The following is a 12,968-nucleotide window of genomic DNA, read 5'->3' as shown; positions in this document are numbered from 1 at the left end:
TAAACGGGCTTACCTGAAATCGGACTATCACTAAAATGAATGTCACTATATCCAACTTTTAGATTTGTCATATCTAAAGGTAATAAAAGTTCCATGTTGCAAAGCATGCAGGAATGAATAATCACTCCTGCATGGTGGGTTTTTACATTTTTGATTTATCTTCAAAAATGTATATTTTTTCATTTTACATATACTTCCGCCCTTCTACACGGGGGGCTTTCGCACATGTGTGAAGGACGAAAGCATTGTTCTTTATCTCAGTGAGAAAAGAAGCTTTGAATATGTAGGATATGGCAGATCGCTCTCAGGGATCATTGCCTCTGCTGCATCCACATGAACTCTCAGAGCATCCATGTCTGAAAGTACGCGGTCATGGTATGCCTTTGCCTGCTCAAGGCTGTCCTCAAGCTTCTCTGTATCTGAAAGGTCTGCTTCCAGCTTGTCAACTCCCTTTCTGATCTCCTCAGCCTCTGCATCAAGCTTTGTGAGGATACCTGTTTCAAGGGCACATGCTGCACCCGGAATCAGCTGCTTCTTTGAAAGTGCTGTAGCTGTTACTGCTGTCTGATACTTGAAAAGACCCTCTGTGAAGTCCTTCTTTACCATCTCAAGCATGGTGAGTGCCTCGATACGGATGGTCTTTGAGTAGTTCTCAAGGAATATCTCATAACGTGAGTCGATCTCAGTCTCAGTGAATACCTTGTGTCTGATGAAGAGCTCCTTGTTCTTCTCAGCCACAAGTCGAGGCATCGCCTCAGGAAGTGAACGAAGGTTATAGAGACCTCTCTTCTCAGCTTCCTCTACCCACTCGTCTGTGTAGCCGTTTCCGTTGAAAACGATTCTTCTGTGCTGGTCGAGAAGCTCCTTGATATATTTCTTTGTGTCTTCCTCAAATGTCTCAGGTGCGAAGGTCTCAAGCTTCGCTGTGATCTGATCCAGAGCCTCTGAAACTGCAGTGTTAAGTACGATGTTAGGATCTGCAACAGAAAGTGATGAACCCGGCATACGGAACTCGAACTTGTTTCCTGTAAATGCAAAAGGTGATGTTCTGTTACGGTCTGTGTTGTCCTTACGGAAATGAGGAAGTACGTGTGCACCTGTCTCCATCTGAAGTGCTGCATCAGACTTGAAATCAACCTCACCGTTCTCGATTGATTCAAGAACTCTCTCAAGAGCGTCACCTACATATACAGATACGATTGCAGGAGGTGCCTCATTTGCACCAAGTCTGTGGTCGTTTCCTGCTGTTGCAACGGAAACTCTCATGAGATCCGCATACTCATCGATACCCTTGATGATGGCCATAAGGAAAAGAAGGAACTGTGTGTTCTTCTCAGGAGTCTTTCCGGGATCCAGAAGGTTCTCGCCCTCTGATGTCACCATGGACCAGTTGTTGTGCTTACCTGAACCGTTGATACCCTCAAATGGCTTTTCATGTAAGAGACATGCGAAGTTATGCTTGTCAGCTACCTTCTTCATGATCTCCATGGTGAGCTGGTTGTGATCAACAGCGATATTGGCAGTCTCAAATACCGGAGCAAGCTCATGCTGTGAAGGAGCTACCTCATTGTGCTTTGTCTTTGCAGGGATTCCAAGCTTCCAGAGCTCTTCATCAAGGTCATGCATGAATGCGGATACCTTTGGCTTGAGAACACCGAAGTAGTGATCCTCCATCTCCTGTCCCTTAGGAGCGCTGGCACCGAGAAGTGTACGTCCTGTAAGAAGAAGGTCCAGTCTGTCCTTGTAAAGATCCTTATCGATAAGGAAGTACTCCTGCTCTGAACCTACGGTCGTGTCAACTCGTGTAACACCTGTCTTTCCGAGTACATGAAGGAGCTTGGTTGCTGATTCGCTGAGTGTCTCCATGGAACGAAGAAGCGGAGTCTTCTTATCCAGAGCCTCGCCTGTGTATGAGCAGAAGGCTGTAGGAATGTAAAGTGTTCCATCCTTGATAAATGCAGGTGATGATGGATCCCATGCAGTATAGCCTCTTGCCTCGAATGTTGCACGGAGACCGCCTGAAGGGAATGATGAAGCATCAGGCTCACCCTTTACCAGCTCCTTTCCGGAGAACTCCATGAGCACGCCGCCATCTGCTGTCGGAGTTATAAAGCTGTCGTGCTTCTCAGCTGTAAGACCTGTCATAGGCTGGAACCAGTGAGTATAATGTGTTGCTCCCTTCTCCAGTGCCCACTCCTTCATGGTTGCGGCTACTGTATTGGCAACGTCTATCTCAAGATGTGATCCGTTCTGGATGGTCTTGTGAACAGCCTTATAGATGTCCTTCGGAAGTCTTTCTCTCATGATCTTGTCACTAAAAACAAGGCTTCCATAAATTTCAGAAATAGTAGATGTACTCATAACTTTCCTCCTTCATACTTCTTGCTTTTATATCTTGATAAAAGTGCAGATTGCCAAGTGTCCAGCACTCCTTCAACTGCATATATAAACAGGGGACAATGGCGCAGAATCCAAAATAGATCCGGAACGCCATTGTCCCCTGTTTTTACTGTATTGATTATAAATTTTATATGGATAGGATATTTGTGCTCCTATCTCTTTAAATCTTATTTATTCGTGACGATTCGTCCGCTCTCGCGGATCACCTTCACTGCCACTTCCCTTCTGGTGACGGAGGTATTCATGGCCTGCCGCTCCAGATATTTGTGGGCTTCCGCCTCAGTCATACCCTCTTTTTCGATGAGCAGGCACTTTGCCCTGCTTACATAACGCTCATCCTCCAGCTTCCTCTGAAGCTTCTGATTCTCATTCATGAGATTCTGCATCTTCCGGCCCATGACCAGAAGCAGGCGGATAGTCGCCGAAAAAGATGTGGGGCTCATGGGCATCGCCAGTATCATGATGCCTGAATCTCCGGCACGATACAGTGCCTGCTGGTACACATCCTTGCTGACCAGAAGCAAAATGCTCATGGCCGGGTACTTGGAAGCGAGATCCATCGCAGATTGAAGTCCAAACTCATCCGGAAGAGGTGTATGGATGATAAGCAGTTCGAATTTTTCCTCTGCAAGTTTCTGCTTGACTTTAGTCATGGAAGGCTGAAATGACATTTTGCCAAATCCGGAAGGCAGTATCCCCTTGATCTGGCCAGCTATCTTTTCGGCAGCAGCCGCAATCATCACGCTGCTCCCTTGCTCCGCTCTCTCCATGTTTATCTCCCTAAAACGGTACTTTTGCAGTACCAGATATCCTCAAAAAACCAGTTCATACGCCCGGCATGCGCCGGACTTCTCATTCTCCGAAATAACTTTCGGAAATTTTTTCATCCTACAGTTCTTCTCCTGAGTAAGCTGCAAGATAACCCTCCGGAAGAAGCATCTTCACAAAGTCTGAACCCTTTGCGTAAGCGATGGCCTCATCAAGTGACTGTGGAAGTCTCTTGAGTCCGTCGGTAATCGTAGTATCCGCCTTGAAAAGATTCACATCCAGCGGCTCCATAGGCTGAAGATGTCTGTCTATGCCGTCGATTCCGGCATAGATAAGAAGTGTGAATGCCAGATACGGATTGGCTGTCGGATCCGGTGAACGAAGCTCGATCCTTCTGAGATCCGATCTTGTTGCCGGAATACGTATAAGCTGTGAACGGTTCTGTTCAGACCAGCTTACAAACTTTGGCGCCTTCATGTCACCAAGTCGCTCATAGCTCTCTCTGGTAGGATTCAGGAACAGTGATATCTCTCTGATATGCTCGAGGATACCTGCCATGAACTGATCCGTATAATCCTTTCCATCCGAAGCCTCTACAGAAATATTTATATGCATTCCGTTTCCCGGCTGATTCGGAATCGGCTTAGGACTGAAATCAGCCCACACACCGTCTGAATTTGCTATGGATTTAACCACCCACTTGAAGGTGGAAGCATTGTCCGCAGCAACCAGCGGATCTGCATAACGGAAATCAACCTCGTTCTGTCCCGGTCCCATCTCATGATGACTGGACTCAGGTCTGATGCCCATATCCACAAGGGCAAGGCTAATGTCTCTTCTTATATTCTCACCGTGATCCTCGGGAGCGATATCCATGTAACCGGCCGTATCCTGAGGGATCATGGTACGGTTTCCGTTTTCATCAAGCTTGAAGATATAGAACTCAACCTCTGTTCCGAAATTTACCTTAATACCCTTATCGGAAGCGAACTCAACAGCCTTCTTCAGAAGCCAGCGGCTGTCTCGCTGAAACAGACTTCCGTCTGGATACTCTATATCGCAGAACATCTTTGCAACTCTGCCGTCGAGAGGTCTCCATGGAACTATGGACATGGTGGTCGGATCCGGTCTCAGGAAAAGATCTGAGTGAACCTCAGCACCAAAGCCTGCCACTGAACTGGCGTCAATGCTTACACCTTCTGTAAATGCACGCTTAAGCTCATCCGGCATGATTGCTATATTCTTCTGTACGCCAAATACATCAAAGAATGCGAGTCTTATAAATTTGACGTTTTCCTCTTCAACAAACTCGAGGACGTCTTCGTACGAATTCATTTCTTCCACCTCTAATTTTTCATAGGTCGTAAATATTGTATTACTTAAATTCATCTTAGTAAACTCGCTTTATTAATTGTAATGTGTTATGAAAAATTTTAAGTGCCGAAGGTGCGAAGAGCCTCGATATCGACTTCCGGCACTCATGTGATCAATATACACTGTTATGTTATGTCTCAAAGTCCCGAAACGAATTTCTCAAATCGCTCCATGGCTTCCTTTGTATTCTCGTGAGTTGAGAATGCTGTCAGACGGAAGAACTTCTCTCCTGACTTTCCGAAGCCTTCTCCCGGTGTTCCCACCACATAAGCCTCCTTCAGAAGCCTGTCGAAAAAGCTCCAGCTGTCCATATCACCCGGGCACTTGAGCCAGATATACGGTGAATTCTTTCCGCCGGTATAGTAAATATGAAGCTTATCCATGGTATCTGTGATGATCTTTGCGTTCTCACGATAATACCTGATGTTCTCCTCTATCTCCTTCTCGCCTTCCTCAGTAAATACCGCCTCGGCACCTCTCTGAGTGATATAGCTTACGCCATTGAACTTTGTAGTCTGGCGGCGAAGCCACATCTTGTTGAGCTTTCCTCCGTCTCTCTCGAGATCCTCCGGAACCACTGTGTATCCGCATCTTGTTCCTGTAAAACCGGCCTTCTTTGAAAGGCTGCAGAACTCGATGGCTACATCTTTTGCTCCAGGTATCTCATATATGCTGTGAGGATAGTCACCTGTGACGAAACATTCATATGCAGCATCAAACAGGATGATGGAACCGTTCTCCTTCGCGAACTCTACCCACTTTTTAAGAGCCTCTCTGTCATATACAGCTCCTGTAGGATTGTTCGGACTGCAGAGATAAATGATGTCAGCCTTGTATTCCGGTGAGGGCATCGGTAAAAATCCATTCTCTTCAGAAGACATGGCGAAAATAGTCTTTCGACCTGCCATCATGTTGGTATCTACATATACAGGATAAACCGGATCGGTTACCAGTACGGTATTGTCCTCGCTGAACAGATCCAAAATGTTTCCGAGATCTGACTTGGCTCCGTCAGAAATGAAGATCTCATCAGACTTAAGCTCTACACCGAACTTTGTGTAGTACTTGCGGATAGCTTCCTTAAGAAAGTCATAACCCTGTTCAGGCCCGTATCCTCTGAATGTCTCTGCCTCTCCCATTTCTTTTGCAGCAGTGACCATTGCATCTACTACTGACTTGGGAAGGGGTCTGGTTACATCACCTATTCCCATACGGATAAGTTTATTTGATACTTCAGGATTCTCAGACTGCCACACACGTATGCGTCTCGCAATCTCAGAAAAAAGATAGCTTTCATTAAGCTTCAGATAATTTTGATTGATCTTTGCAGACATTTTTATACTCCCCAGTATTATTGCATAAGTCCTGTACCACATAGTGCGAAGCCATGCGTAGGACTTATAAGCTGCGTAAAACGACGAAAGGACAACATACCCCCGGTTTAAACCCGGACGCCGTTGTCCTTTGCGTTTCATTATACGGACAGATAATTGGATGTCAAGAAAATTTACCGCAGTAAAAAATCAAATAATTTCATGTCAGATATTCCATGGTCCCACATAAATAAAACTCTTCCTCTAATTAATGAGTTCCTGTTTCACCATCAGTCCGGGGATATAATTCAAAATTTTATATTGACAATCCTTTTCTGCCGCGCAATAATCATGAACCATAAAGACGGCAAAGGAGTCGGTTTTCAACCCGGGTTCTTTGCCGTCTTTTGTTGTTTACAATTATTTTTTCGGGAGTATTAGTATGTGTAGTATCATTGGATTCTGTGACAAGCGCGCGCAGTTCGAAGTCGTAAAGACAGCGCTCTTAAAAACTGTATCAAGAGGACCTGACGCAACAAGGATAGTTGACACAGGTAACGGTTACCTCGGTTTCAATCGTCTTTCCATAATGGGGCTTAATGAAGCCGGAATGCAGCCTTTCAATCTTGACAGTTCATGGGTAGTCTGCAACGGTGAGATCTACGGCTTCCGTTCCATGAAGGAGCGCCTTTCAACACAGGGTTATACATTTAAATCCGATTCAGATTGTGAGATTCTTCTCCCTCTTTATAAAGAATACGGAACAGACATGTTCAGAATGCTCGATGCTGAATATGCTCTCATCATATATGACGCAGAAACCGGGTCTTACATAGCAGCCAGGGATCCTTTCGGAATCCGTCCGCTCTATTATGGAAAGACTGATGACGGAATCATGACCTTCGCCTCAGAGCCAAAGAACCTTGTGGGTCTTTGCCATGAGATCAAGCCATTCCCGCCCGGACATTACTATAAGGATGGTGAGTTCCACTGCTATCATGATATTTCCAGAGTAAATAAATACAACAAGCGCGATGACCTCGAGGCTATCAGCACTCACATCCATGACCTTCTCGTAAAGGGCGTGGAGAAGCGCCTTGATGCTGACGCTCCTGTAGGTTTCCTCCTCTCCGGCGGTCTCGATTCATCTCTCGTTTGTGCCATTTCTGCAAAGCTTCTTAACAAGCCTATAGAGACCTATGCCATCGGTATGGACATCGATGCCATCGACCTTAAGTATGCAAGAGAAGTTGCCGACTTCATCGGTTCAAACCACCACGAAGTCATAATTAACAAAGATGATGTTGTCAATGCTATCGAGCCGGTCATCGCAGCACTTGGAACCTACGACATCACAACCGTACGTGCCTCTATCGGTATGTACCTTTTATGCAAGGCAATTCACGAGCAGTCAGATATCAGAGTGCTTCTTACAGGTGAGATCTCCGATGAGATCTTCGGTTACAAGTACACAGACTTCGCTCCTTCTGCAGAGGAATTCCAGAAGGAAGCCGAGAAGCGTGTCCGCGAGCTCCATATGTACGACGTTCTTCGTGCAGACCGCTGCATAAGCGTAAACTCTCTCGAGGCAAGAGTCCCATTCGGTGACCTTGATTTCGTTGATTACGTAATGCATATCGATCCTGAGAAGAAGCTCAACAAATACAACAAGGGTAAATATCTCCTTCGTCACGCCTTCGAGAAGGATCACATCCTTCCGGAAAGCATCCTCATGCGTGAAAAGGCTGCATTCTCAGACGCAGTTGGTCACTCATTAAAGGATGACATCGCAGAATTCGCCGAGGCACATTACACTGATGAAGAGTTCAAGGAGAAATGTGCTCAGTATACTCATGCCACACCGTTCACCAAGGAATCTCTTCTCTTCAGAGAGATCTTTGAGAAATACTATCCGGGTCAGTCAGAAATGGTCGTTGATTTCTGGATGCCTAACAAGACATGGCCGGGATGCAATGTAAACGATCCGTCAGCTCGAGTACTTTCAAACTACGGAGACTCCGGAAAATAATTTCCGGTCTCAACGGATATGTTCCGCACTCACCTATATTGATACCTTTTTTCTGTTTTTTGGAACTATCCGGTTTTTCAAAAGCCCCGGTGGCTCCCTCGAATCAAAATCGAGGGTAATAACGAAGTTTACGGCTACAGCCGATAAACTTATACTCCCTATAAGCAAAAGCTCCACCTCATTATGAGACGGAGCTTTTGCTTTTCTTATGTTTTCAATCTTTCTTTGCATCCATCAGAGCCCAGTAGGTATACTTTCCTTCTTTATAGGTCTTGAACACACCTGTTACACAGATATCCTCTCCCTCTTCCGGGTAGTCCTCAGGAAATGTATAGTCATCTGTAAGCATGAACTCTACTCCCTGTGAGCAGCAGGCCGTTGCATCCTGAATGATGCAGGCATAATGATCTCTGTTCTTTTCATCATCATGATATATTGTAAAGCTTCCATTCATCCTTACAGTCTTCCCTATGTAAGACATGGGATCCATCATCATGTTGTAGACCTCGGCAAAAACCATGGTACTGGACAGTGCTGTCAGATCCACATCTATACCATCGTTTTTTTCTGAAGCCTCCTCTGAAGCAAGCCCCTGATAGTATTCTAAATATGTCTGATCCTCTGATATCTCTTCATTTACACCGGATGATTCTTCCTTTGACTCTGATTCAGTCCCATTTCCCTTACTCGGGTCAATGTTATCCTTTTTCTTATCCTCTTCTGCCATTCCTGCTGCGAGAACGTCACTGACACCTTTGGTCTGATTTACATTCAGCCCCGTGGCAGCCGCATTATCACCGCATCCCGACAAGCTTGAAATCACCAGAACACAAAGGAATAATCCTATAATTCTTTTATATTTATCCATATATGTATATCTACACTTCCATTGAACATTCCTGATCTCATCGCACCATCCCGATCAGATAACAGACTCCGAAAGCAATCACATCCACCACCACTATAGTGGAACCCACAGGTGTTCCCGCAAGAATCGAAATGATGATCCCGAAGAAAGCACATATCACCGAAAGGACCGCTGAACAGATGGTGACCGCCTTAAAGCTCCGGAAAATGCGCATGGCTGACAGCGCCGGAAAAATGGACAGGGCCGATATCAGAAGTGAGCCTACGAGATTCATGGCAAGCACAATGATCACAGCTATCACCACCGCTATCAAAAGGTTGTAGCTGCCGGCATTTGTGCCTGTGGCCTTCGCGAAATTCTCATCAAAGGTAACCGCAAAGATCTTGTTGTAAAACAGCACGAAGATAACAACTACAGCTACGGACAGCACCGTACAGAGCCATACCTCTCTTTTTGTCAGGGTCAGTATGGAGGTGGATCCGAACAGGGTGCTGCACACATCCCCGGACAAATTTGAGGAGGTTGAAAATATATTCATAATGAGATATCCGAATGCCAATGCTCCTACCGAGATCATAGCGATAGCAGCATCACCCTTTATCTTCGCATCCTGTCCCGTCCGAAGTAGCATAATGGCGCTTATTATGGTGACAGGCAGAACCAGAAGCATCTGATTCGTCAGATTAAAAACACTGGCGATGGCTATAGCTCCAAACGCCACATGAGACAATCCGTCTCCTATGAAGGAAAATCTCTTAAGTACCAGAGTTACCCCTAAAAGAGCCGAGCACAGTGCGATCAGGACTCCAACTATTACCGCATATCTCACAAAAGGATAATGCATATACATCGAAAGCTTCTCTAACATTATGCCGCACCGCCTTTCTGTTTCATCATGAATCTTCTTCCGGCATTACTCTTCAGGTAATCGTTCCTGGTGCCGTAGAACACTTCGTCCCCGATATGAAGAATGTGACTTGCATACCGCAATGCAGCCGAAATGTCATGGGATATCATGATCACCGTGATACCCTCAGCATTAAGTCCGGCGATAAGTTCATACATCTCCGCAGTGACTTTAGGGTCGAGCCCCGATACCGGCTCGTCAAGAAGCAGTATCTTCCTGGTGGCGCACAGTGCTCTCGCAAGAAGAACTCTCTGCTGCTGTCCGCCGGACAATTCGCGATAACAACGATTCCTTAGATCTGTGATACTCATTCTTTCCATATTTTCTTCCGCAAGACGCTTCTCTTCCCTTGTATAAAAAGGTCTGAGACCGCAGCGACTCTGACATCCCGAAAGAACGATCTCCCACACAGATGCCGGAAAATCCTTCTGGACCACAGTCTGCTGCGGAAGATAACCTATCTCATTTTTTCTCAATCCATCACCGGTCAGGATCTGACCGCTGACAGGCTCCTGAAGATGGAGCAATGTTTTCATCAGTGTGCTTTTGCCGGAACCGTTCTCTCCTACGATGCAAAGATAATCGCCCATATTTACAGAGAAATTCAGATTCTCAACAATAGCGCGTGAATCATAACCCAGGGCCAGATTCTGAACAGTAATTAATGCCATAAATTCTCCTTTATTCCTATGTCTGAGACTTTCAAACCCATCCTTTAAATGTCTGTTCCCTACTCTCAGTCCGAAGACCTTCCTTTAATCCAGTGCTTCCTTCAGTACTGAAAGATTGTTTTCCATTACAGAGAGATACGTCGTTCCATTCTTCACATCTTCTCCTGTTGTTGCCTGCATGGAATCCAGCGTAAGTATCTTCTGATTTTTCGCACCGGTATTCTGAACTATAGTTTCTGCGATACGATGATCCGGTCCCTCTATGGTCATGACAGCAGGAAGAGAAAGCTCATCCACCTTCTTTGAGAGGAAGGAAACAGTCTCAAAGCTTGCCTCGGTCTCTGCAGAACAGCCTACAAAAGCGGCAAAATAATCGAGTCCGTAATCATCAACCATATATCGGAACGGGAAACGATCTCCGAACAAAAGTGTGCGGACGGAAGCCCCGTCAACTGCAGCCTGATAATCCGCATCAAGCGCCTGAAGCTTTCCGATGTAGTCAGCTGCATTTTTCTTATAGGTCTCAGCATTGGCATGATCTATGGTCTGTAATCCCTCTGAGATCTTCTGTGTCAATGTCTCTGCATTTCTAAGTGAGAGCCACACGTGCTCGTCGTATTCGATCTCACCTTCTTCGTGATGATGGTCGTGATCTTCCGGCTCATGTCCTTCATGATGCTCACCTTCTGATTCATGCCCATCATGATGCTCTTCTTCATTCTCATGGTCATGCTTTTCTTCAGCATTTTCATGATCATGATCTTCTTCATCATGGTCATGCTCTTCCTCCTGCATGCCTTCCACTACTTCTTCCTCCTTGACGGAATCTCCGAGGCAGTCCAGAAGATTTATGACCACCATGTCTTTGTTCACGGCTTCCTTGAGGGCATCAGCTACCCACTCGTCCGATTCACCGCCCACATATACAAACATGTCGCAGGAGGATATCTTTATGATGTCATCCGCCGTAGGCTGGAAACTATGGAGATCCACGCCCTTGTCGATAAGCATGGTAACTTCAGCATCAGCCGGATTCTCACCGAGGACATTCTTTACCCAGTCATACTCAGGGAAAATGGTTGTAACGATCTCTACTTTGTCATTACCTGACTCAGGCTTGACCTCGACACTGTTAAAACCACACGCAGAAACAGAGGCTCCCATCAAAACGGCAGCCATAGTAAGAGAAATAAATCTTTTCACGATATAAAACCTCCAGATATATTCAATTTTTGATACACAAAAAAGGGTGAACCATCTTTTTCACCTGTACCGGTACGGCGAATTTCAGAATTTTACCGAAAAGAATATAGTCCGCCCATATGGAGGTTTTTTTAATTATTTAAACGGATTTTTCTTGAGACGAGGGTTTCCGCAGTTAATGAAGCCGTAACAGGAAACGCCGCTAAAAGAATAAAAATGAATGGAGCGATAGAGTCTGTATGCAAATCTATCCCGCCGCCAACCTGACGAAGGGTATTCTCACACTGATTGATGCATGCACAAATCGGACACTCTTCGCCTGTACAGTCATGAACGGACTCTGAAGCTATGACAGAAGCAGAAAACAGCACGATAAAAAGCATCATGAATCCCATGATGCCGGCAGCTATTCTTTTTGAATCTGTCATTCTAAACATCGCAGCTTCCTCCATTGAAAAATATAAATACCATTTTTTATGTTCATTTGTCAATCAATTTGCAAGTTATTTTCAAATTATAACCTTATCGCCGCATCTCACAGCTTTGCTGTTCGATTTCGCACGGCCTTATCGCAAAAAAAGACGCAGTCATCAACGACTGCGTCTTCAGGTTTATTAAATTCTTATACAATGAATATTGAAAAATCGACCGCACACTGCATGGATCATCACTTTTTAGCCTTTTTCTCCTCAGGAGTCTCTTCTGGCTTTTTCTCTTCAGCCTTCACATCCTCCTTTGACTCTTCCTCAGCCTTCTTCTCGGTCTCTGCTTCAGCTTCCTTCACAGCCTCTCCATCATCAACCTTCTCAGCTTCAGCTGCAGTTTCCTCAGAAACCTCTGATGCAGGCTTCTCATCCTCCACAGTGTAGAACTCGATCTCTACCTCATCATCGGATACTACATCCTCGTCACAGATATCGAGATCTTCGTCGTCTTCATCATCCTGCTCTCCCAACTTCTCATTGAGAACATCCTTTACTGTTCTGTAGGCATCCTTACCGGCATCAACACAAAGATTCTTTGTATCAATCGCCAGATTCTTGGCAGCATATCCCAGATCCTTTGCTGCAGCCTTTATCTCATCCTTTGCCTGACCGTTCTTAAGTGTAGTATATGATCTCTTGGCAGTATCCTTAACTTCCTGAGCAGAATCAAGAACATCTGTAAAGTCCTTGTCAACCTCCTCAGAAAACTTCTGATACTTGTAAAGATAAGATACCACTGCTGCAACTCCGCCAACAAGTGCAGCCAATCCTAACAGACTACCAAAACCTTTTTTTCTAGCCATATATGTATCCTCCATCCTGGGCAGACACGCCCTTTTAATACTTTATCGAAATATTCAGATATGACTCCATCATATATTTTTCATGGTTCATATTCAATATAAATTATACATGATGCTACTCACAAATAACAAATTATTCTTTTATTT

General features: G+C 45.2%; 11 protein-coding genes. 1 reads left to right on the top strand and 10 read right to left on the bottom strand.

Annotated features, from left to right (window positions below; all coding sequences use genetic code 11):
- Window positions 1-252: 252 nt before the first annotated feature.
- The 4 genes from BXO88_RS05755 to BXO88_RS05740 form a co-directional block, all read right to left on the bottom strand.
- On the bottom strand, window positions 253-2,361 hold the full coding sequence (locus BXO88_RS05755; protein WP_078036793.1) for a glutamine synthetase III family protein: 2,109 nt from the start codon (window positions 2,359-2,361) through the stop codon (window positions 253-255).
- A gap of 206 nt (window positions 2,362-2,567) precedes the next feature.
- Window positions 2,568-3,170: an ANTAR domain-containing response regulator gene (locus tag BXO88_RS05750; protein WP_078036792.1), complete on the bottom strand. Its 603-nt coding sequence runs from the start codon at window positions 3,168-3,170 to the stop codon at window positions 2,568-2,570.
- A gap of 118 nt (window positions 3,171-3,288) precedes the next feature.
- On the bottom strand, window positions 3,289-4,503 hold the full coding sequence (locus BXO88_RS05745) for a glutamine synthetase family protein (RefSeq protein ID WP_078036791.1): 1,215 nt from the start codon (window positions 4,501-4,503) through the stop codon (window positions 3,289-3,291).
- Between the two features lie 176 nt (window positions 4,504-4,679).
- Window positions 4,680-5,876 (bottom strand): LL-diaminopimelate aminotransferase, encoded by a 1,197-nt coding sequence (locus tag BXO88_RS05740; RefSeq protein ID WP_078036790.1) that lies wholly within the window; start codon window positions 5,874-5,876, stop codon window positions 4,680-4,682.
- A gap of 421 nt (window positions 5,877-6,297) precedes the next feature.
- Here BXO88_RS05740 and asnB point away from each other — a divergent pair, with 421 nt between their 5' ends.
- Window positions 6,298-7,884 carry an asparagine synthase B gene (asnB, locus tag BXO88_RS05735; protein ID WP_078036789.1) on the top strand — a complete coding sequence of 529 codons (1,587 nt, stop codon included), beginning with the start codon at window positions 6,298-6,300 and terminating at the stop codon, window positions 7,882-7,884.
- Between the two features lie 214 nt (window positions 7,885-8,098).
- Here asnB and BXO88_RS05725 read toward each other — a convergent pair whose 3' ends face one another.
- The 6 genes from BXO88_RS05725 to BXO88_RS05700 all read right to left on the bottom strand — a co-directional run bounded on the left by BXO88_RS05725 (window position 8,099) and on the right by BXO88_RS05700 (window position 12,821).
- Entirely contained in the window at window positions 8,099-8,752 is a 654-nt protein-coding gene (locus BXO88_RS05725) for a hypothetical protein (RefSeq protein WP_078036787.1), read from the bottom strand.
- 37 nt (window positions 8,753-8,789) lie between these two features.
- Window positions 8,790-9,620: a metal ABC transporter permease gene (locus tag BXO88_RS05720; protein ID WP_078036786.1), complete on the bottom strand. Its 831-nt coding sequence runs from the start codon at window positions 9,618-9,620 to the stop codon at window positions 8,790-8,792.
- Window positions 9,620-10,330 (bottom strand): metal ABC transporter ATP-binding protein, encoded by a 711-nt coding sequence (locus BXO88_RS05715; RefSeq protein WP_078036785.1) that lies wholly within the window; start codon window positions 10,328-10,330, stop codon window positions 9,620-9,622. Before BXO88_RS05715 ends, BXO88_RS05720 begins: the two co-directional genes overlap by 1 nt.
- 84 nt (window positions 10,331-10,414) lie before the next feature.
- The gene (locus BXO88_RS05710) at window positions 10,415-11,533 is read right to left on the bottom strand and encodes a metal ABC transporter substrate-binding protein (RefSeq protein WP_242945162.1); all 1,119 of its coding nucleotides are present in this window, start codon (window positions 11,531-11,533) and stop codon (window positions 10,415-10,417) included.
- Window positions 11,534-11,664: 131 nt separating this feature from the next.
- Window positions 11,665-11,970, bottom strand: coding sequence for a hypothetical protein (locus tag BXO88_RS05705; RefSeq protein WP_078036783.1), 306 nt, complete (start codon window positions 11,968-11,970; stop codon window positions 11,665-11,667).
- A gap of 230 nt (window positions 11,971-12,200) precedes the next feature.
- A complete protein-coding gene (locus BXO88_RS05700) occupies window positions 12,201-12,821 on the bottom strand; it encodes a hypothetical protein (protein WP_078036782.1) in 621 nt (206 codons plus the stop codon).
- Window positions 12,822-12,968 lie beyond the last annotated feature (147 nt).

The organism is Oribacterium sp. C9, from assembly GCF_002007235.1.
Classification (GTDB): domain Bacteria; phylum Bacillota; class Clostridia; order Lachnospirales; family Lachnospiraceae; genus Oribacterium.
This window is presented reverse-complemented; position numbering and strand designations above follow the sequence as displayed.

Excerpts from the sequence above, each read along its gene's own strand:
- BXO88_RS05755 (WP_078036793.1), bottom strand. The coding sequence starts at position 2,361 with ATGAGTACATCTACTATTTCTGAAATTTATGGAAGCCTTGTTTTTAGT.
- BXO88_RS05750 (WP_078036792.1), bottom strand. The coding sequence starts at position 3,170 with ATGGAGAGAGCGGAGCAAGGGAGCAGCGTGATGATTGCGGCTGCTGCC.
- BXO88_RS05745 (WP_078036791.1), bottom strand. The coding sequence starts at position 4,503 with ATGAATTCGTACGAAGACGTCCTCGAGTTTGTTGAAGAGGAAAACGTC.
- BXO88_RS05740 (WP_078036790.1), bottom strand. The coding sequence starts at position 5,876 with ATGTCTGCAAAGATCAATCAAAATTATCTGAAGCTTAATGAAAGCTAT.
- asnB (WP_078036789.1), top strand. The coding sequence starts at position 6,298 with ATGTGTAGTATCATTGGATTCTGTGACAAGCGCGCGCAGTTCGAAGTC.
- BXO88_RS05725 (WP_078036787.1), bottom strand. The coding sequence starts at position 8,752 with ATGGATAAATATAAAAGAATTATAGGATTATTCCTTTGTGTTCTGGTG.
- BXO88_RS05720 (WP_078036786.1), bottom strand. The coding sequence starts at position 9,620 with ATGTTAGAGAAGCTTTCGATGTATATGCATTATCCTTTTGTGAGATAT.
- BXO88_RS05715 (WP_078036785.1), bottom strand. The coding sequence starts at position 10,330 with ATGGCATTAATTACTGTTCAGAATCTGGCCCTGGGTTATGATTCACGC.
- BXO88_RS05705 (WP_078036783.1), bottom strand. The coding sequence starts at position 11,970 with ATGTTTAGAATGACAGATTCAAAAAGAATAGCTGCCGGCATCATGGGA.
- BXO88_RS05700 (WP_078036782.1), bottom strand. The coding sequence starts at position 12,821 with ATGGCTAGAAAAAAAGGTTTTGGTAGTCTGTTAGGATTGGCTGCACTT.